The sequence below is a fragment of the Streptomyces sp. RLA012 genome, from assembly GCF_056270325.1.
Genome location: NZ_JBWDPA010000002.1, coordinates 6,569,292 through 6,587,969, shown reverse-complemented (window position 1 = coordinate 6,587,969; position 18,678 = coordinate 6,569,292). Strand labels below are relative to the sequence as shown.

At 73.7% G+C, this 18,678-nt stretch carries 16 protein-coding genes; 1 reads left to right on the top strand and 15 read right to left on the bottom strand.

Translation table 11 applies throughout. The features are described 5' to 3' along the window. Positions 1-9 precede the first annotated feature (9 nt). Positions 10-615, bottom strand: a complete 606-nt coding sequence (locus tag RV986_RS30250; RefSeq protein WP_475920420.1) for a hypothetical protein — start codon at positions 613-615, stop codon at positions 10-12. 65 nt (positions 616-680) lie between these two features. After that, a complete protein-coding gene (locus RV986_RS30245) occupies positions 681-1,529 on the bottom strand; it encodes a 4'-phosphopantetheinyl transferase family protein (RefSeq protein WP_475920419.1) in 849 nt (282 codons plus the stop codon). A 163-nt stretch (positions 1,530-1,692) separates the two neighbouring features. Between RV986_RS30245 and RV986_RS30240 the strand changes: the two genes are divergently transcribed. Further along, positions 1,693-2,706 carry a TauD/TfdA family dioxygenase gene (locus RV986_RS30240; RefSeq protein ID WP_475920418.1) on the top strand — a complete coding sequence of 338 codons (1,014 nt, stop codon included), beginning with the start codon at positions 1,693-1,695 and terminating at the stop codon, positions 2,704-2,706. A gap of 84 nt (positions 2,707-2,790) precedes the next feature. Here RV986_RS30240 and RV986_RS30235 read toward each other — a convergent pair whose 3' ends face one another. The 13 genes from RV986_RS30235 to RV986_RS30175 all read right to left on the bottom strand — a co-directional run bounded on the left by RV986_RS30235 (position 2,791) and on the right by RV986_RS30175 (position 18,675). After that, positions 2,791-5,352 carry an FtsX-like permease family protein gene (locus RV986_RS30235; RefSeq protein WP_475920417.1) on the bottom strand — a complete coding sequence of 854 codons (2,562 nt, stop codon included), beginning with the start codon at positions 5,350-5,352 and terminating at the stop codon, positions 2,791-2,793. Next, a complete protein-coding gene (locus RV986_RS30230) occupies positions 5,352-6,128 on the bottom strand; it encodes an ABC transporter ATP-binding protein (protein WP_475920416.1) in 777 nt (258 codons plus the stop codon). Before RV986_RS30230 ends, RV986_RS30235 begins: the two co-directional genes overlap by 1 nt. A 448-nt stretch (positions 6,129-6,576) precedes the next feature. Then, positions 6,577-7,395 carry a 4'-phosphopantetheinyl transferase family protein gene (locus RV986_RS30225; RefSeq protein ID WP_475920415.1) on the bottom strand — a complete coding sequence of 273 codons (819 nt, stop codon included), beginning with the start codon at positions 7,393-7,395 and terminating at the stop codon, positions 6,577-6,579. 31 nt (positions 7,396-7,426) lie between these two features. Beyond that, a complete protein-coding gene (locus RV986_RS30220) occupies positions 7,427-8,782 on the bottom strand; it encodes an alkaline phosphatase family protein (RefSeq protein ID WP_475924480.1) in 1,356 nt (451 codons plus the stop codon). A 128-nt stretch (positions 8,783-8,910) separates the two neighbouring features. Further along, complete coding sequence (gene eboE / locus RV986_RS30215; protein WP_475920414.1) at positions 8,911-10,071, bottom strand: metabolite traffic protein EboE; 1,161 nt, start codon at positions 10,069-10,071, stop codon at positions 8,911-8,913. Between the two features lie 9 nt (positions 10,072-10,080). Next, positions 10,081-10,938: a TatD family hydrolase gene (locus tag RV986_RS30210; protein WP_475920413.1), complete on the bottom strand. Its 858-nt coding sequence runs from the start codon at positions 10,936-10,938 to the stop codon at positions 10,081-10,083. Between the two features lie 33 nt (positions 10,939-10,971). Then, the gene (locus RV986_RS30205) at positions 10,972-11,643 is read right to left on the bottom strand and encodes an EboA domain-containing protein (protein ID WP_475920412.1); all 672 of its coding nucleotides are present in this window, start codon (positions 11,641-11,643) and stop codon (positions 10,972-10,974) included. After that, entirely contained in the window at positions 11,640-12,653 is a 1,014-nt protein-coding gene (locus RV986_RS30200; RefSeq protein WP_475920411.1) for a sugar phosphate isomerase/epimerase family protein, read from the bottom strand. The genes RV986_RS30205 and RV986_RS30200 overlap by 4 nt, the downstream gene beginning before the upstream one ends. Next, a complete protein-coding gene (locus tag RV986_RS30195; protein WP_475920410.1) occupies positions 12,650-13,939 on the bottom strand; it encodes an SCO3242 family prenyltransferase in 1,290 nt (429 codons plus the stop codon). Before RV986_RS30195 ends, RV986_RS30200 begins: the two co-directional genes overlap by 4 nt. Further along, entirely contained in the window at positions 13,936-15,135 is a 1,200-nt protein-coding gene (locus RV986_RS30190) for an inositol-3-phosphate synthase (protein WP_475924479.1), read from the bottom strand. Before RV986_RS30190 ends, RV986_RS30195 begins: the two co-directional genes overlap by 4 nt. Positions 15,136-15,307: 172 nt before the next feature. Continuing rightward, positions 15,308-16,096 carry a Tat pathway signal sequence domain protein gene (locus RV986_RS30185; protein ID WP_475920409.1) on the bottom strand — a complete coding sequence of 263 codons (789 nt, stop codon included), beginning with the start codon at positions 16,094-16,096 and terminating at the stop codon, positions 15,308-15,310. 123 nt (positions 16,097-16,219) lie between these two features. Then, on the bottom strand, positions 16,220-17,695 hold the full coding sequence (locus RV986_RS30180) for an MFS transporter (protein WP_475920408.1): 1,476 nt from the start codon (positions 17,693-17,695) through the stop codon (positions 16,220-16,222). Then, on the bottom strand, positions 17,692-18,675 hold the full coding sequence (locus tag RV986_RS30175; RefSeq protein WP_475920407.1) for an ornithine carbamoyltransferase: 984 nt from the start codon (positions 18,673-18,675) through the stop codon (positions 17,692-17,694). Before RV986_RS30175 ends, RV986_RS30180 begins: the two co-directional genes overlap by 4 nt. Between the last annotated feature and the right edge of the window lie 3 nt (positions 18,676-18,678).

Below are 18,678 nucleotides of genomic sequence, written 5' to 3'. Positions count from 1 at the left end.
TCGCCGTCCTCACCAGGCTCCCCGCGCCCGCGCCGGTGGCCGTCCCGGCATCGGCAGCCCCGGCGCGATGATCTCCCGGGCGACCGTCCAGGCGTCGGAGACCACCCGCTCCCGGGGCGGGCGCGGTGACTGGGCGAGCGCCTGCGCGGCGACCGACCAGACCGCGCCGACGGCGGCGGAGGCACGGACGTGCGCGGAGGGCCGGGCGGGGCGGGTGCCGTTGCCGGACACGTCCATGCGCAGGCCGAGTTCGGCCGCCTGGGCGGTCTGCGCGGCGCGTGCGAACCTGCCCTCCGGGTGCGCGAACACGGCGGGCGACAGCGGGTGCTCGTACACCTGGCGCACCCAGGCGGAGAAGCGCAGCCGCTCCCGTGCCTCCCAGCCGCCGGGGGCGGTCGGGCCCGGGTCCATGCGTTCCACGGCCTCGGCGAGGGCGGCGAAGTACGCGGTCAGCTCGGCGGGAGAGAGCGCGCGAGGGGACACGAGAGAGGACAGGGAAGAAGACACGGGGGAAGACACCGGGGAAGGCACCGCGGAGGGCGCGGGGGGAGCGGGCTCGGTGACGGCCGTGCGGGTGCCGCGCGGAGCCGCGGGCACGAGGGAATCCGTGATCATGGCGGGCGATGTCCTTTCGGGGAACGGGAGTCGGGCCCTTCGGGGCGTGCGCCCCCGTCGGGCGTTCAGCGAGTCGGTGGGTGCAGATGGACGCGGCCGCGGGAGGCGGGGCCGACCGGGCGGGCGAGGGACACGGCCAGGCGGGGCGACAGGGGCAGGTCCTGGACCGTCCAGTCGGTGTCGCGCCGCGGCCCTCGATGGGTGACACGGACCGGGCCCGCGCTGTCGGGGCGGGTTTCCAGGCCGCCGCTCCCGCCGAGTTCGGTGCCGGTGAGGCCCAGACCGACCGCCTTGATCACTGCCTCCTTGCGGGTCCAGACGCCGTGGAAGGCCGCGTGCCGTACCGCGCCCGGTGTGAGGGCGCACAGGTGCCGCTGTTCGTCGGGGGTCAGTACGAAGTCGGTGAGGAGCGCGTCGCGCACCGGGCGCAGCGCCTCCGCGTCCACGCCGATGGAGTGCCCCGCCCCGACGGCGAAGACGCCCCAGCCCTCGGTGCGGCTCAGGCTGATCGCGAACGGGAGTGAGGGGCGCAGAAGCAGCGGCGGGCCGTGGCTGTCCGCGCCGCAGCCGGGGCAGCGGCGGCGGCCCAGGTCCACGGTGTCGGGGGTGATGCCGAGGAGTTCGCCCAGGGCGCGGCGGGCGCCGGCCCTGGTGTGCACGAACTCGGCGGCGTCCCGCTCGGCGAGCATGCCGAGGGCGCGCCGGAACTCCTCGGTGCCCAGCAGTCGCAGGTCCTGGGGGTCGACGCGTTCGGGCGTACGCCACCACCACACATGTGCCTCGCCGTGCGCGACCAGCCGATCGGCGACGGCCACCGCCCCGTCACGGACCTGACCCCTGCCGTCGTGCGCCCGGCCCTCCCGGTCCTGTCCCTGGTCGCGGGGGGACACCATGCCATCACGCGACAACCCCATGCCCTCGCCTCCTTGTCCGCCGCAGCGCGCCAACGTACTTACCGTTCCTCCAGAATCCTCCGCAGGCACTATTGCCGCCCTATACCGGTCTTCCATAGGGCGGCAATAGGACGTGCTCCGAGACTTGCTCGGGAAACGTCCGACTACCCGAGGAATCTCTCCTATGGCTCAGATACAGACCCTCGCTCCCGAAGCGCCGCGCACGCATGCCGGATCCGACATCGCGGGGCATGAACTCACCGAGCGGGAAAGGGCGGAAACGGTCGCACTGACCGGTCGGCTGACCGGTCCTGGGCACCCGCTTGTCGACTCCCCCCAGTGGCTGGCGGACGCGCTTGAGGTCTCCTCGCTGCTGCCCCGGAAAGTGCTGGCCACGCTGCGTGCGTTCCGGCACGACCCGGGCCGGGACGGGGTGCTGCTGGTGCGCGATCTGCCGGTGGTGGCGGAGCGTCCGCTGCCGCCCACGCCGTGCGTGCCGAATTCCGTCGAGCGCGTTCCGACCACCGCCGCCTCGGTCATCACCTCGATGATGCTGCAACTCGGTGAGGTGATCGCATTCCGCAGCGAGAAGGGCGGTGCCCTGGTGCAGAATGTGGTGCCGGTGCCGGGCCGGGAGGAATCGCAGAGCAACGCGGGATCCGTACTTCTCGAATTGCACGTCGAGAATGCGTTTCACGACAACCGGCCGGATTATGTGGGCCTGGTGTGCCTGCGGGAGGACCCCACCGGGGACGCCCGGCTGTGCACCTCGTCCATCCGGCGGGCGCTGCCGCTGCTCTCCGAGGCGACCCGGCAGGTGCTGGCGGAGCCGCGGTTCCTCACCGAGCCGCCGCCGTCGTTCGGCACCCTCAACAGTGTCCGTTCGGCGCACCCGGTGCTCCTGGGCGACCTCGAAGACCCCAATGTCCTGGTCGACTTCGCCGCGACGCATCCGCTGGACGACACGGCGAAGAACGCGATGGCCGAGCTGCGGGAGGCCTTCGTGGAGACGATGACGGCGCACCGGCTGCGGGTGGGTGACCTCGCCGTCGTCGACAACCGGGTCGCGGTGCACGGCCGTACCTCCTTCACTCCGCGCTACGACGGCGCGGACCGCTGGCTGGAGCGGGTGTACGCGCACCTGGACAACCGCCGCAGCCGGGTGGACCGGATGGACGGCGGCCCGGTGCTCAACTGACCGCAGCGGCCGCACAAGGACGCACGGCCGAAGGGCCGGCCCCCACGGGCCGGCCCTTCAGCCGTGGTCCGGACGGCGTGTGCGTCACTGACGGGAGCCGATGACGTCCGCCGGCTGTCCCTGCAGGGCCAGCCGGCCCGGCACCACGGTCGCCAGCAGCGCGAGCGTCCCGGCGAAGGCGAGGACGCCCAGATACATCCAGGGGTCCACGGACGGTGCCGCCGTGCCCGTCATGCCCACGCTGAACGCGGTGAGCACGGCGAGCGCGATACCGCTGCCGAGCGCGGCGGCGATGAGCACGACGACCACCGACTCGATGCGCAGCATGCCCATGACCTGGCGGCGTGTGGTGCCCACCAGCCGCAGCAGCGCGAACTCGCGGGAGCGGTCGGAGACCGACATGGCGAGCGTGTTGACGACGGCGATCGCGGTGAACGCGATGATCAGGCCCATCGCGACGTAGTTCACCTCGGCGTTGGACTGCTGCACCTCGGCCTGCAGATCCTCGACCTGACCGCGGTCGAGGACCCCGACGCCGGGGAACTTGGCCACGGAGGCCTGGAGCTGCTCGCGCCCGGCCTTGCCGTCGCCGGCCGTCCTGACCAGGACGGAGGAGGCGAGCGGATTGTCGACGTGCTGTACGGCGAGCGCGTGCGACATGGTCAGGTCGCCGAAGCCCAGACCCCGGGAGTAGACGGCGGCCACCTTGAGGGTGACCACGGTGCCGTCGCCGAGGGTGAGCTTGAGGCTGTCGCCGGGCTTCTTGTCCAGGGTGTCGGAGGCGATCTCGCTCAGCGCCACACTGTTGTCGCCGAACCCGGCCAGGGAGCCCTTGGTGACGTCCGGGTCCCAGTTCTCGCGCAGCCCGTCCGGGGACAGGCCCTGCGCCGGGAACTTGTCGAGGCCGACGCGGACGTTGGTCCGTACGACCTCGGTGACGGCCGTGACCCCGGGCACCCGGCCGAGCGCCTGCGCGGCCTGCTCGGGCACACCCGGGCCGGCCGAGGCGACCACCCAGTTCGCCTTGTTGCCGTCCTTGGCCTGTGCGGAGGCGGCGTCGCCCATCGTGGTCTGGACGAAGAACACCGTGCAGGCCATGCCGATGAGCAGCGCCAGCGGGGTGATGGCGGAGGCCATCCGCTTGGTGTTGGCGCGCACGTTGGCGGTGGCGAGGTGGCCGGCCACCCGGGAGGCGCGCAGCGGCACCCCGAGGACGGCGACCGCGATCCGGGCGATGAGCGGGCCGAGCAGTGAGACCGCGACCGACAGCACGACGACCGACAGGAAGGTCACCGGTGTGGAGGCGGGCTCGGTCTTCAGCACGCTCAGCACGGCGAGCAGCACGATCCCGCCCGCCAGGGTGAGCGCACCGGCGAGGAACCGTCCCCAGCCGAAGTTCCGCGACTCCATGGCGGACTCGGCGAGCGCCTCGGCGGGGCGGATCCGGGCGGTGCGGCGAGCGGAGATCCGGGCCGCGGCCCAGGCGCCCAGCAGAGCGGCGCCGATCGCGGCGAAGAACGGGAACACGCTGTACGTGACCTGCAGGGTCTCCGGGATCGCCTTGAAGTCGACGAACTTGCGGTGCAGCCAGTACGCGATCGGCAGTCCGGCGACCGAGCCGAGCACGCCCGCGAGCAGCCCGACGATGAGCGCCTCGCGGCCGATCAGCTGCCGTACCTGCTTGGGAGTGGCGGCGATCGCGCGCAGCAGGGCGAGTTCGCGGTAGCGCTGCTGGATGGACAGGGCGAAGGTGCCGACGACCACGAGGATCGCGACGAGCAGCGAGGTGCCGCCGATCGCGCCGCCCATGGAGACCAGCTTGACCCGCGCCTTGGCCGCGTCCAGGAACTCGACCGGGCCGCGGTCGCCGCCGGTCGCCACCTGCGCGGTGGTGCCGTCCAGCGCCTTGCGGACCTGGCCGGCGAGTTCGCTCGTGGACACGCCCGGCTTGGGCAGCACGCCGATCACGGAGACCGCGCCGTCGCGCCCGGACAGCCGCTTTGCCTCGTCGTCGGAGAAGAACAGCGAGGACTGCTGCTTGAGATCGCCGTCGGCGGGTGCCGCGACGCCGGTGACCCGGTAGGTGCGTGGCGCGTCGGTGGACTGGACGGTGAGGGTGGCGCCGGGCTTGAGACCGGTGCGGCTCGCGAGTTCGCGGTCGACGACGACGTCACCGGCGGAGCTCGGCGCGCTGCCGGAGACCAGCTTGAACGGGGTCAGGACGGCCGAGCTCCAGGCGTGCCCGTACGACGCCTTGTCGTCGACGCCCGGCACGACCTGGCCCTTGGGGCTCACCGCGTAGGCGGGGAAGGTCACTTCGGGGACGACGGACCGGGCGCCGGGCAGCCCGGAGAGCTTGCCGACGGTGTCGGCGGGCAGCCAGACGCGCTCGGCGAGCGGCTTCGCCTTGTGCTTGACCTTGGTCTTGCCCTTCTTGTGCTTGACGGTGGTCTGGTGGACGTTCTGGTCGCCGCCGACGATCACGGGTGCGGCCGCGTACCGCTCGGTGCCGATGGTGCCGCGCAGACCGGTCTCCAGGAGGATGCCGCACGCGGTGACCAGCGCCGCGGCGCACATCAGCGCCAGGAACGCGCCGATGAACCCTCCTTTGCGGGCCCTGAGGGTCTGGAAGGCGTAGCGCAGCATCAGGCCCACGCTCCCAGGTGCGTCATCCGGTCGGCGACGCGGTCCGCGGTCGGGTTGTGCATACGGTCGACGAGCCGGCCGTCGGCGAGGAAGAGCACGGTGTCCGCGTACGAGGCGGCCATCGGGTCGTGGGTGACCATGACGACGGTCTGGCCGGTCTCGTCCACGCAGGACCGCAGCAGGGAGAGGATCTCCCTGGCGGTGACGGTGTCGAGGGCGCCGGTCGGCTCGTCGCCGAAGATGACGTCGGGCTGGGTGATGAGGGCGCGCGCGATCGCCACGCGCTGCTGCTGGCCGCCGGAGAGTTCGGCGGGCCGGTGGCTCGCCCGCCCGCCGAGGCCGACGCGCTGCAGGATCTCCTCCAGCCAGCGCTTGTCGAGGTTGCCGCCCGCGAGCCGCAGCGGCAGCTCCACGTTCTGCCGGACGGAGAGCGAGGGAATGAGGTTGAAGGCCTGGAAGACGAAGCCGACGCGCTTGCGGCGCAGCTTGGTCAGCTGGGTCTCGTTCATGCCCGCGAGTTCGGTGTCGCCGATCCAGGCGCGGCCGGAGGTCGGTTTGTCGAGACCGGCCGCGCAGTGCAGGAAGGTCGACTTGCCGGAGCCCGAGGGCCCCATGACGGCGGTGAAGGAGCCGCGTTCGATGCCCACCGTGACACCGTCGAGGGCCCGTACGCCGCGACCGTTTCTGCCGTAGACCTTGGTGATCGCGTCGAGCCGCAGGGCATGAGTGGTGCCCGTGCCGCTGAGCGGCTGGGTGTTGGTCCTCTCGGTCATCATGTGTGACCAGTCCTCTCCGTCCATCGTCCGTGGGGGTCGTCAGCGGCCACCGCCGGCTGCGGAATCGCGTCCCCACGAACGTGGCCCGGCGATCTATATCGGGCCTATGGCGGAGGGCCGGATGGACGTTTCAGGCATGCCTTTCGGCCGATCGCTCGCGAGATCGGCCGAAAAGTGGTGGATCGGGCATGTGGGTACGGGGATACGACGCGGTCCCGGCCTCCGCCGGGGAGGGCCGGGGGCCGGGGACCGCGTCCCTCGGGGGTCGGGGTGCGACCCCCGAGGACGAACCGGGTCCGGAAACCAGGGGGTGGTCGCCGGCGCCCGGCAACGGGCTCACCGACCGACGGGGGATGTCGCCGACGAGCCCGAGCTCGGTGCGGTGGTGCGGTGGTGCGGTGTTACGGCGGTGCGGTGGTGCCGTCGGGCCTCAGGGCCCTCAGGGCCCTCAGGCCGGTGGGTGCAGATGGACCGCGCCCAGGGGTGCCGCCGTCGCGGGGCGGGCCAGGGACGTGGACCAGGGGCCGGGCAGGGTCAGGTCCTCCACGTGCCAGCGGGTCGTACGGCCCTCGTGGACGTGGTCCACGAGGAGTGGTCCCGGCGACGTGGGATGGACGTCGAGGGTGTTCAGGGGCATGCCCATCAGTCCGAGGCCGACGGCCTTGACCACCGCCTCCTTCCTGGTCCAGGCCCGGTGGAAGACCCGGTTGCGCACCGGGCCCTCCGGCAGGGCGAACAGGCTCTCGCACTCGTTCGGTGTCAGCACCAGCTCGGCCAGCGCCTCGGACTCCACCGGCCGGTACTCCTCGACGTCGACGCCCACCCAGTCACCGGCCCGCACCGCGAGGACACCGCAGCCCGCGGTGCGGGAGAGGCTGATCGCCAGCGGGACCGGGGGCCGCACGACGGCGGGCGGCCCGTGTTCGGCGTCACCGCAGCCCGGGCAGATGCGACGCCCGAAGCGGACGGCCTCGGCGGCCACACCCAGCAGCCCGGCCACCGCGCGGCGCGCACCGGCCCGCGTGGTGGCGAAGGCCGCCGCGTCCCGGGCGGCGTGGAACCGCCGGGCACGGGCCCGTTCCGCCTCGTCCAGCAGCGCGAAGTCCGCCGGATCGGCCGTGTCGTGCAGCCGCCACCACCACACATGGGCCTGGCCGCTCCGCCGTAGTCGCGCCACCACATCCCGTGCCGCTTCGGGCAGGTACACCTCACCAATGTCCGCCGCGTGGTCGATGTGTTCGGCGGTCGGAACCGATCGCGTTGCCATCTTTCCTCCTCTCTCCTCGTCACGGCCGGTCTCAGGCCAGTCCGTTGAGGCGCAGGAGAAGCTCCTTGACCTCGGTGGCGTGGTAGCGGTCCCGTTCCTGGACCGGGTCCGAGCACAGCAGCAGCGGCCCGTCCCGGTCGTCGGAGGGCAGCCGTCCATGGCTGCCCCTGACCATGCCGGGGTCCAGCGGCACCACCGTCAGCGGTGCGCGCATCCCGGCCTTCTTGCGCAGCACGGTCCACGCCGCCTTCGCCTTGACCGCCGGGATCGACGGGTCGAAGAACAGCTCGGCGGGGTCGTAGCCCGGCTTGCGGTGGATGTCGACGCCGCGCGCGAAGTCGGGCGCCTTGTCGTCGTCGAGCCAGTAGTAGTAGGTGAACCAGGCGTCCGGCTCCGAGACCGCCACCAGCTCACCGGAGTTGGCGTGGTCGATGCCGTGGTCCGCCTGCTGGGTGCGGTCCCAGATCTCGTCGACGCCCGGCACGCTCTTGAGCACGTCCCGCACCCGCGGCACATCGGCGGGATCGGCGACGTACACGTGCGCGGCCTGGTGGTCGGCGACGGCGAACGCCCGTGAGGTGGGGGCGTCCAGGTACTCCATGCCGCGCTGGGTGTACACGGACAGCAGGCCCTCGCGGCGCAGCGCGCGGTTGAGGTCGACGGGCCGGCGCACCGGGGTGATGCCGTACTCGCTGAGCGCGACCACCGTCGTACCGCGTGCACGCAGGTCGTCGAGGAGCGGGGCGAGCGCCGCGTCCGCGTCCCGGGCCGCCCGCACGGCCTGCGGGCTGTCGGGGCCGTAGCGCTGGAGGTCGTAGTCGAGATGGGGGACATAGACGAAGGAGAGGTCGGGGCGGCGCCGGTCGACGACGTACCGGGCGGCGCCCGCGATCCACCGGGTGGAGGCGATGGAGGCGGTCGGCCCCCAGTACTGGAAGAGCGGGAACTCGCCCTGCGCGGCGGTCAGTTCGTCGCGCAGGGAGGCGGGCACGGTGTAGCAGTCGGGGGACTTGCGGCCGTCGTGGTGGTAGACGGGCCTGGGGGTCAGCACGGTGTCGACCTCGGCGCCCATCGCCCACCACCAGCACAGGTAGGCGGTGGAGTGTCCGGGGTCGCGCCGCCGGGCGGCCTGCCACACCTTCTCGCCGTGCACCAGCGCGTTGTGCTGGCGCCACATCATCACCTCGCCGTGGTCGCGGTGGTACCAGCCGTTGGCCACCGCCCCGTGCTCGCGCGGCAGCAGCCCGGTGGTGAGGGTGGCCTGCACGGTGGCGGTGACGGCCGGGAAGACCGTGTCCAGGCGGGCGGTGAAGCCCTGCTCGCCGACGGCCCGTACGTGCGGCATCTCGTCCAGCAGCCGCCGGGTCAGCCCGACCGTGCACAGCACGGCCACCTTGTTCCCGGCGTTCCCGGTGTTCCCGGCGTTCCCGGCGTTCCCGGCGTTCCCGGCGTTCCCGGCGTTCCCGGCGTTCCCGGCGTTCCCGGCGTTCCCGGCGTTCCCGGCGCGAGAGCCGCTCACGGCGTTTCCCTGCGCAGTCCGAGGTCCGTCAACTCCGCGCTCATCCAGGTCAGTTCGGCGGCCAGGCCGGCCGCGAGGGTCTCGTCGTGGTGGCCGGGCAGCACCGACCAGGTGTAGGTCTCCACCTCGACGTGGTGGGTGACCGCCCGCTCCCCGCCGAACAGCGCCCGCAGGGTCTCCCGCAGCACCGGACGGGTGCTGGACAGCGGCGGCCGGGGCTGCTCGTGCAGGGGTACGTGGTAGTGGATCCGCCAGGGTGCCCGGCCGGGCAGCGCGCCGCCGAGCGCCGCCCCGAGGTCGTCGCTGGCCAGCAGGGTGCCGTCGGCGCCGCGTTCCCGGGTCTGGTGCAGGAAGCGCGGCTCCGCGAACGGCGCGAGCAGCTCCCGTACGGACGGGTCGGCGGGGTCGGCGACCTCCAGGGCCGTGGACGCCTGGACCTTGACCACGGGGATCCGGGCCTCGTGCAGCCGGGCCAGCGCGGCGCGCGGCTCCTCGTGGGCGACCGCGAGGTGGCAGGCGTCCAGGCAGACCCCGATCCACTCGGGGTCGGTGCCGGCCAGCACCTCGACGGCCTGCTCGGTGGTCTCGGCGACACAGCCCGGCTCGGGCTCGATGCCGACCCGCACCGACCTGCCGGTGTCGGCCGCGATCTGCTTGAGCCCCTCGGCGAGCGCGTCCAGCTGGCGGGCGGCCGCGACGCGCTGCGCGGAGGTCCACACGGTGCGCCAGGCCAGCGGCAGGGTGGAGACCGAGCCGCTGCGGGTGTCGTCGGGGAGCAGCCCGGCGAGCACCCGGGCCAGGTCGAGGGTGTATTCGAGGCGGGCGGGCTCCGACCAGTCCGGGTAGTACACGGCCCGTTTGACGACGGGCGCGTGGAAACCGCGGTAGGGGAACCCGTTGAGGGTGACCGTCTCCAGACCGCGCGTGGTCAGTTCGCGGCGCAGCCGGGCCACGGCCGCGGGGTCGGCGGCGAGCGCGCCCGCCGTCTCGGCGGGCAGCCACAGCCCGATGCCGATCAGCCCGGCGCCGACCGCGACGCGCACCGGCTCGGCGTACGCGGCGAGCTGGGCGATGATGCCGTCGAGGGTCTCGGCCGGGTGCACATTGGTGCAGTAGGCGAGGTGGACGGCGGTGCCGTCAGGGTGTCGAAAACGCATGAGGGGTCCTCAGCTCCCGCCGCGGGCGATGGAGTTGCCCGCGAACAGACCGGCGGCCTGGATGTCGTTGTAGCCGTCGAGGTCGAGTCGCCCGGACTGGCCGTAGAAGGTGACCGGGTTGCGCCACAGCACCCGGTCCACGTCGTTCTCGTCGAAGCCGGCGGCGAGCATCGCCTCGGCGGTGGCCCGGGTCAGCAGCGGGTCGCTGTGGCCCCAGTCGGCGGCCGAGTTGACCAGGATCCGCTCGGTGCCGTAGCGCTGGAGCACGGCGACCATGCGCTCGGGGGTCATCTTGGTGTCGGGGTAGATGGAGAAGCCCATCCAGCAGCCGGTGCCGACGACCTCGCCGACGGTCACCTCGTTGAGGTGGTCCAGGACGACGAAGGCGGGGTCGATGCCGGACTCCCGTACGACGTCCAGGGAGCGGGTCGTACCGCCGGCCTTGTCCCGGTGCGGGGTGTGCACCAGCGCGGGCAGCCCGAACTCCACGGCCAGCGCGAGCTGCGCGGCGAACGCCTGGTCCTCGGCCTCGGTCACGGTGTCGTAGCCGATCTCGCCGACCGCGACGACGCCGTCCTTGGCGAGGTAGCGCGGCAGCTGCTCCAGGACGGGCAGGCAGCGCGGGTCGTTCGCCTCCTTGGGGTTGAGGCCGACCGTGCAGTGGTGGCGGATGCCGAACTGGGCGGCCCGGTAGGGCTCCCAGCCCAGCAGCGAGTCGAAGTAGTCGGTGAAGCTGGCCGGGGAGGTACGGGGCTGGCCCAGCCAGAACGCGGGCTCGACCACCGCGCGCACGCCGGCGGCGTGCATCGCCCTGTAGTCGTCCGTCGTACGGGACGTCATGTGGATGTGTGGATCGAAGATGCGCATGGCCGGGCTCCGCTCGGGGGTGGGTTACGTCGGTCAGTCTTCGTGGGGGGCGACGAGAGTGGCCACGAGCCACAGGTCCGCCGGCACCGGGCGTCCGGCGGCCCGCCGCTCGATGGCGAACCCCTGTGCCATGCGGGCGAGTTCGACGTCGCGGCGCTCGTCGATCCCGGCCACCTTGTGCAGCGGAATACCGGTGAACAGGCATTTCAGGACGGCCTGGCGCCAGCGGTACTGGTCCAGGTGGGCGCGCGCGTACGGGCCCAGCGCGGCCGCGATCAGCCGGTTGTCGTTGGTGCGCAGGGCGTCGTCGGTGAGCGCCAGCGCGGCGTCCCCGACCGGCAGGAACGGCAGCGCGCGCAGCACGCCCCGGCGTTCGGCCGCGTCCCCGCCGTCGTAGCGGGCGGCGGCCTCGGCGGCCAGCTCCGCGCCGTGCAGCGGCAGCCGGATCAGCAGGACGGCGCGGACGGCGTCCTCCACGCTCCAGTCCGCCCAGCCGGGCAGCGGGCCGCGACCGTAGTACCGCCCGGCCGCCGGGAACCGGCTGTCGAGCGCCGCCGGGCCCGCCGCGGCGACGGCCGCGGTGTCCTGGGCCAGCCGGGCCCGCTGGTCCTGCGTGAGCACGGAGAGCAGGGACTCCTTGAGGGTGCGCAGGGTCAGGGCGTCGTGTACGGCCCCGGACACCTGCGCCAGCGTGGTTGCGGTCATGTCGTGACGACCTCCTTCGAGTGGGCCTCGGCGGGCAGCCGGGCAGGGCGCCGCGGGGGGTGTTGTCCGTGGGCTCGGGGTACGGGTGGGACCGCCGCCCGGGGCGGGGTTGCCGCGGGACCGGACGAGGCGGGCGGGGCGCTCGGCGTGGTGGCCGCCGCGCGCAGGAACTCGATGCTGTGGCGGGCCGTGGCGGTGGCCGCGTGGCTGTGCCGGGGGAGCTCGACGGAGACCAGACCCTGGTAGCCGGCCGTGCGCAGCGCGTCCAGCACCGGCGGGAAGTCGATCTCGCCCTCCCCGAACGGGAGGTGTTCGTGCACCCCGCGGCGCATGTCCTCGATCTGCACATGGGCGAGCCGGTCGGCGGCCAGTTCGACGCAGCGCGCCACCGGGTACGGCTCCAGGCACCGGCAGTGCCCGATGTCCAGGGTCAGCCGGAACCGGTCCGGCGTACCGAGCGCCCGCAGCAGCCCGCGGTAGCCCGCGAGGTCTTCCACGAGCATGCCGGGCTCGGGCTCGAAGGCCAGGTCGATCCCGGCCCGCCCGGCGTCCACGACGGCCGCCGCGCAGCCCTCCTCCAGCCGCTGCCACGCCTCCCGCCGGGTCGTGCCCGGATCGGGGGTACCACTCCAGAAGTGCACGGCCTCCGCACCGAGTTCGGCGCCGATGCCGATCGCCCGGCGCAGCAGCTCCTGGCGGGCGGCGCGGCCCTCGGGTTCGGCGCTCAGCAGGGTGGGCCGGTGCTTGCGCATCGGGTCGAGGAGATACCGGGCGCCGGTCTCCACGACCACGGCGAGTCCGGTCCGCCGCAGTGCCCTGGCGGTCTCCCGGACGCGGGCCGCGAGGCCGGGCGCGTACGGGTCGAGGTGCTGGTGGTCGAGGGTGAGGGCCACGCCGTCGTAACCGAGGTCGGCGAGGACCCCGAGCGCGTCGGTGAGCCGGTGGTCGGCGAATCCGTTGGTGCCGTACGCGAAACGCGGGCGCGGGGCCCCGGCGGTGGTCGAGGTCATGTCGAGGACACCTTCCTTGCGAGCCGCCCGACCTGCGGCAGCCCCGCGGCGACGAGGACGGCGAGCCGGGTGCCCCCGGCCCGCGCGAGCAGCGCGGCCTGCAGCGGCAGCAGGGCGTGGATCCCGGTGCCCACGGCCGCCCGGACGGACCCGGCGGCCGGCTCCCGCAGGGCGGTCCACTGGGCGCGGGCGCAGGTCATCGCGTACCCGAGGGCGGCGACAACAGTCACGGCGAGCGGTACCCCGGCCGACGGCCCGTTCGTACGGTCGCGCGGGGGCGCCGTACCGCCGGGCATCCGGCGCGTGGCCAGGGCGCTGTCGAGGAACCGGGCGCCGGAGCCGGGCAACCGTACGGCCGAAGCCACCGCGGCCAGCGTCACCGCGGCCGTGGTCGCCAGGGACACCAGGGGCTCGCGGCCCGCGTCGCCCGCCACCTCGTGGCGGCTGAGACGTGTCACCGCCCAGGTGTGGGTGCCCACCGTGACCGCGGCGCGCAGCGCGGGACCGGCCGGGTCGGGGCCGGTGCCGTGCAGCACGTCGAGGGCGCGGGCCGCCGCCATCGCGACGGGCCCCAGCGGCGTCCGCTTCAGACCGAGGTCGTACGCCCACACGGCGGCGGCCAGCGGCAGGGTGCGCCGCAGCAGCACCCGCCGTCCACCGGCCAGGGCGCCCAGGCCGAGGCCCGCGGCGGTGAGCCCGGCGGCGATGCCCAGCGCCGTGCCCGCGCCGATCCGGCCGGACGGCACGGGCCGCTGCGGGCGTTCGCGCGCGTCCTCCTCGCGGTCGGCCCAGTCGTTGAGGGCCATGCCGGCCCAGTACAGGCTGACGGACGACGCGGCGAGCAGCAGCGTGCGCCCTCCGGCGGGCCGCCCCGCGGCGAGCGCGCCGGCCAGTACGTCACCGGGCACGGTGAGCGCGGCGGGCGCCCGCACCAACTCGGCCACGGCCCGCGCCTGTTGCCGCACGGCGACGGAACGGGGCCGGTAGCCGGTGTCGTACGGGCGGCCCGTCTCGATCGGGCGGCCGGTGTCGTTCGGGCGGCCGGTGTCGTTCTCGGGCCGCGCCCCCGGCGGAGCCTCGTGTGCCCAGGGAGCCCGGGGCGCCCGCGGTGCCCGTGCCTCGCGGAACGCCGTCGTCGCCGCGTTCGCCGCCGCCCGGCACGCCGCCGCCGTGTCGCGGGCGGTGCGGGCCAGGTCGGCGAGCGAGCGCCGGCCGGGGCGCGGGCGGGGTGTCGAGGCGGCCGGGGCGGTGGGCCGCTCGGGGCGGACCCCGGTCACGGTGGTCATCGGGCCGCCTCGGGCAGCCGCGCGGGCGCGGCGGCGCCGGCCCACGCGGTGAGGGCGCCGTACTGCAGGGTCAGGTTGTGCTCGTTGGAGCCGGCCGGGTCCTTGAAGAAGAAGCCGAGCGCGGGCAGCGCCCCGCTCTCCCCGCGCCGCCGCCCCAGCGCGGCCAGCCGCGCCAGGTCCAGGACGAGCGGCGCGGCCAGCGCCGAGTCGCAGCCCTGCCAGGTGAACTGCAGGGACATCCGGACACCGAGGAACCCCTCGAAGGAGATGTGGTCCCAGGCGGTCTTCCACTCCCCCATCTCGGGCACGTTGTCGATGTGCACATGCCCCTCGACGGGGTGTCCGACGGTCTCCTCCAGGCTGCGCTGCTTGGACTCGGTCTTGCTGCGCGCGGCGGCCGGGTCGGCGAGGGTGGCGCCGTCCCCGCCGCCGAGCAGGTTGGTGCCGGACCAGGAGCGCACCCGCAGCGCCCGCTGGGTGAACATCGGCGCGAGCGCGCTCTTGACCAGCGTCTCGCCGGTCTTGCCGTCACGGCCCGCGTGCGGGACCCCGCGCAGCCGGGCGAGCTCTTCGAGGGCGGGCAGCGCGGCCCCGGCGGACGGGGTGAAGTTGACGTAGGCGCAGCCGGCGTGGAACGCGGCGTACGCGTACAGGGAGCTCGGCGGCAGCAGGTCGGTGGCGGCCGCCATCGCCTTGTCGAGGTCGGCGAGGTCGAGGAAGGCGGGGTCGGGCTCGGGCAGCGGTTCGGTGGAGGAGACGTTGACGACGACGACCTGCTCCAGGCCGCCGCGCTCCCGGAAGTCGGCGATGTCCGCGGCGAGCCTGCGGGCCGCCGTGTACTGCGCCTCGCCCGGCAGCGGCGAGCCGTCGCGGATCTCCCGGTCGGCGGCGTCGAGGGCGGGCCGGACCCGGTCGGCCAGGCCGACGGGCAGCACGCCTGCCTCGGTCAGGTGGCCGGCCCTCGCCGTCAGCGGCACATCGACGATGTCGTGGCCGCCGAAGACGAGATCGGCGAGGGCCGGCAGGGACGCGTCACGGAACACGGGGGATTCGGTGACGCATCCGTTCGCGGAGGCGATGCCCGCGCCGATGGCGGCCGCGCCCACGATCACGGTGGTGGCGACCGAGCCCCGGGCGCCGATCAGCCACACGCCGACGCGAGGAGTGGTTCCGAGGGATCGGGCGGTGTCCTGCATGGTGAACATGCCTCCTGGGACGGGTGGTGCGTTTGCGGAAGGACAGAAGGGAGGACTGCCGGGCTGCTTCGGGAGGGCCGTCGCACTACTTGCCGAGGTCGGCCGGACCACTTGCCGAGGTCGGCCGGACCACTTGCCGAGGTCGGCCGGACCACTTGCCGAGGTCGGCGGACTACTTGCCGAGGTCGGCCGGGAACGGCGAGACGTCGAACGCCGCGTCGAGCTCGGCGCGGTCGCGGCGCAGCCACTTGGCGGTGATGTGCCGGACGGTGTGGCGCGGCAGGTGCGGGTTGGTGCTGAGGTCGGTGATCGGCTGGGCGAGGGACTGCAGCTCCCAGGCGGTGCCGGCCAGCCGGTTGATGTGGGTCCACCACTTCTTCTCGATGCCCAGCAGCACGAACCCGGCGAGGAACGGGTGCCAGCGGTGGTAGGCGTGGGTGGGCTCCGGCGGCGTGTAGTTCATCATGTGGACCTTCTGGCCGGCCGGGCGGCGCGGGTCGAACAGCGTGCCCTGGCCGAACTCCTGGAAGGCGAAGACCAGTCCGCGCGGGTCGTGGCCGTAGTACTGGTCGAAGACCGCGCGCTGGTTGCGCGAGAGCACCTCGAAGGCGTCCTTGTTGGGCTTGATCAGCTCCAGGTAGCTGCGCGGGTAGCGGCCGCCCTGGCGGGTGGCGGTCCAGGCGTCGTAGATCTTGGTGAAGCCGCCGAAGGGGGTGACGATGGCGGCCACCGCGTCCTTCATCTCCTGGGTCGGGGTGAAGTACGAGATCTCGTCGTACTGGTACCAGAACTCGTTCGCCCAGCGGTCGCCGACCATGCCCGGCACATCCGGCAGCAAGGGGTGATGGCGGCCGTGGGCCTCCGCCGGGACGGCACCGACCAGCGAGGCCGCGGCGGCCGCTCCGGCCACTCCGAGGGCGGCCCGCAGCGCGCTCCTCCGGTCCATGGTGTTGAGCGACATGGGTTCTCCTAAGGGTTGTACGAGGGTGTACTGGTTTATGGCGGTGTGCGTTTCGGCGGAGCTTTCCTGTGTTACGACTTTCGCGTACGCCCCTATCGGCGACCTATACCGCAAAAGCGCAGGTCAGGACTTGTTCTCAGGGGCGGAATCAGGGGCGGAATCAGGGGCGGAATCAGGGGCGGAATCAGGGGCGGGATCGAGGGTGGGATAGGGGGCCTTGCGCAGGCCGGGGGAGACGACGGCGACGAGCGCCGTGAGCGCCATGACGGTGCTCAGGGCCAGCACGGTGCGGATCGCGCCGACGCCCTCCAGGAGGAAGCCCGCGGCGACCGGCCCGGCCGCCATGGCGCCCGAACCGACCAGGTTGGCGAGGGAGTTGGCGCGGCCGCGCAGCCGGTCCGGGGCGGCGCGCACGAGCAGGACACCGCCGGCCACGTTGAAGACGCCGCCGACATAGCCGCTGGCCGCGAGCAGCGCGCCGAGCAGCACGGGGGCGTGCAGGGCCGCGGCGACCGGGACCATCAGGACGGTCCAGGCGAGCAGGCCGCCGAGGACGAGGGCGCGCAGGGTGCAGCGGGTGTTCCACCAGCCGCCGGTGAGCGCGCCGACCAGCCCGCCGGCGCCGCTCAGCGAGAGCACCACGCCGATCTGGAACTGGCTGCCGTGCGCTTCCTGGATGCCCGTCATCACGGCCAGGTTGAGGCCCTGGAAGAGGACGTTGGTGACGGCGACCGCGGTCATCACGGCCCGTAGGAAGGGCTGGCGCCACATCCACACCAGGCCCTCGCGGATCTCGGTGCCCAGCCGGGCGGGCGGACCGGTGCGCTGTTGCTGGAGCTTGCCGCGGACGCCGAACAGGCAGAACGCGGAGGCCAGTTGGGCGAGGGCCGCGGCGCCGTAGGGCAGTGCGGTGGCCAGCGCGACGAGGCCGCTGCCGAGCGGCTGCCCGGCGATGGCGGCGCCGCGGGTGCGGGCCTCGTTGCCGGTGAGCGCGGCGGGCAACTGCTCGGTCGGGACCACGGAGGGCACCGCGGCCCGCTCGGCGAGCTGGTGCAGCACACCGAGCGTGCCCTCGGCGAAGGCGGCGGCGAGCAGCGCCCACAGCCAGATGTGGCCGCTGAGCAGCAGGGCGAACACCAGGCCCGCGACGAGGGCCTGGCCGAGCCCGGCCCCCACCATGATCCGGCGCCGGTCCCAGCGGTCCACCAGCACACCGCCGGGCAGCTGCACCAGCAGTTGCGGCAGCAGCAGCGCCGTTCCGACCAGGCCGGCGTCGGCCGGTGACCCGGTCGCCCACAGCACGGTCAGCGGATACGCCACGGCGGTGGCCCGCCCGGCGAGCAACGAAAGCCCGGCGCCGCCCCACAGCAGCCGGAAGTCCCGGTTGCGCCGCAGCGGAACCGCGGCGGACGGGCCTTCCACGACGGGCTCGGCCATGACGTCGTCGGGCTCGGCCAGGTCCTCCGCGGTTGCCGTCACGGTCGCAGCCCCACTCTCGGTCATGGTCGCGGTTGCGGTGGCGGTGGCCGTCCGCTCCTCCTCCGCCAGCAGCCACGGCACCTCCGACGGATCGGTGGGGCGCTGCGCGGCCCTGGTCATCGCGTGGCCTGGAGGGTCTTCGCGGCGAGCGGTGCGTACGCGTGCTCCAGCACCGCCATGGCGCTGTGCATCTTGTTGGTGGCCTGGGCGAACGCGATGCTCATCGGGCCGTCCAGGACCTCGGCGGTGACCTCGTCGCCGCGGTGCGCGGGCAGGTCGTGCATGAAGACCGCGCGCGGGCTGCTCCGCCACAGCGCGGAGCCGACCTGGAACGGGGCGAAGAGGTCACGCCAGTCGGGGTCCGGTTTGGTGGTGCCGGTGGTCTGCCAGCGGGTGGTGTAGATGACGTCGTACGCGCCGGTCGTGCCGTCCGTGCCGGTCATGTCGTGGCGTTCGGTGATCCTGGCCCCCGTGCGGGCGGCGGACGCGCGGGCCCGGGCGGCGACGGAGGGGCTGAGGCCGTAGCCGGGCGGGGTGCGCAGTTCGAGGTCGACGCCCTCGAAGCGGCTCAGCGCGAGCGCGAGGGCCGCCGCGGTGTTGTTGCCCTCGCCGACGTACAGGACGCGCAGCCCCTCGATCCGGCCGAAGTGGCGCAGCAGGGTGGTGAGGTCGGTGAGGGCCTGGGTGGGGTGTTCCGCGGCGCTCATGGCGTTGACGACGGCCATCCGGTGCTGGCCGGCCCAGCCGCGCAGTTCGGCCTCGGGCCCGGCGGTGCGGGCGACCAGCAGGTCGAGCATGCCGGACAGCACGCGGCCGGTGTCCTCGGTGGTCTCGCCGGTGTTGAGCTGGAGGTCGCCCGGCCCGTACGAGACGAGGGAGGCGCCCAGGCGCAGCGCGCCGGAGGAGAACGCGGTGCGGGTCCGGGTGGAGGTCTTGGCGAAGTAGACGCCCGCGACCAGACCCTCCAGGGGGCGTACGGGGCCGGCGAGTCCGGCGGAGAAGTCGGCACCGCGCTCCACGACGCGGCGCAGTTCCTGGTCGGTGAGGTCGTCGATGGAGATGACATGGCGCACACGGCGCTCGTCCCGGAGGACGTCCATGGG

Bases quoted from the DNA above. Each gene is read 5' to 3' on its own strand.
- RV986_RS30185 (WP_475920409.1), bottom strand. From the start codon at position 16,096: ATGTCGCTCAACACCATGGACCGGAGGAGCGCGCTGCGGGCCGCCCTC.
- RV986_RS30240 (WP_475920418.1), top strand. From the start codon at position 1,693: ATGGCTCAGATACAGACCCTCGCTCCCGAAGCGCCGCGCACGCATGCC.
- RV986_RS30195 (WP_475920410.1), bottom strand. From the start codon at position 13,939: ATGACCACCGTGACCGGGGTCCGCCCCGAGCGGCCCACCGCCCCGGCC.
- RV986_RS30180 (WP_475920408.1), bottom strand. From the start codon at position 17,695: ATGACCAGGGCCGCGCAGCGCCCCACCGATCCGTCGGAGGTGCCGTGG.
- RV986_RS30245 (WP_475920419.1), bottom strand. From the start codon at position 1,529: ATGGGGTTGTCGCGTGATGGCATGGTGTCCCCCCGCGACCAGGGACAG.
- RV986_RS30235 (WP_475920417.1), bottom strand. From the start codon at position 5,352: ATGCTGCGCTACGCCTTCCAGACCCTCAGGGCCCGCAAAGGAGGGTTC.
- RV986_RS30225 (WP_475920415.1), bottom strand. From the start codon at position 7,395: ATGGCAACGCGATCGGTTCCGACCGCCGAACACATCGACCACGCGGCG.
- eboE (WP_475920414.1), bottom strand. From the start codon at position 10,071: ATGCGTTTTCGACACCCTGACGGCACCGCCGTCCACCTCGCCTACTGC.
- RV986_RS30230 (WP_475920416.1), bottom strand. From the start codon at position 6,128: ATGATGACCGAGAGGACCAACACCCAGCCGCTCAGCGGCACGGGCACC.
- RV986_RS30190 (WP_475924479.1), bottom strand. From the start codon at position 15,135: ATGCAGGACACCGCCCGATCCCTCGGAACCACTCCTCGCGTCGGCGTG.
- RV986_RS30250 (WP_475920420.1), bottom strand. From the start codon at position 615: ATGATCACGGATTCCCTCGTGCCCGCGGCTCCGCGCGGCACCCGCACG.
- RV986_RS30175 (WP_475920407.1), bottom strand. From the start codon at position 18,675: ATGGACGTCCTCCGGGACGAGCGCCGTGTGCGCCATGTCATCTCCATC.
- RV986_RS30205 (WP_475920412.1), bottom strand. From the start codon at position 11,643: ATGACCGCAACCACGCTGGCGCAGGTGTCCGGGGCCGTACACGACGCC.
- RV986_RS30200 (WP_475920411.1), bottom strand. From the start codon at position 12,653: ATGACCTCGACCACCGCCGGGGCCCCGCGCCCGCGTTTCGCGTACGGC.
- RV986_RS30210 (WP_475920413.1), bottom strand. From the start codon at position 10,938: ATGCGCATCTTCGATCCACACATCCACATGACGTCCCGTACGACGGAC.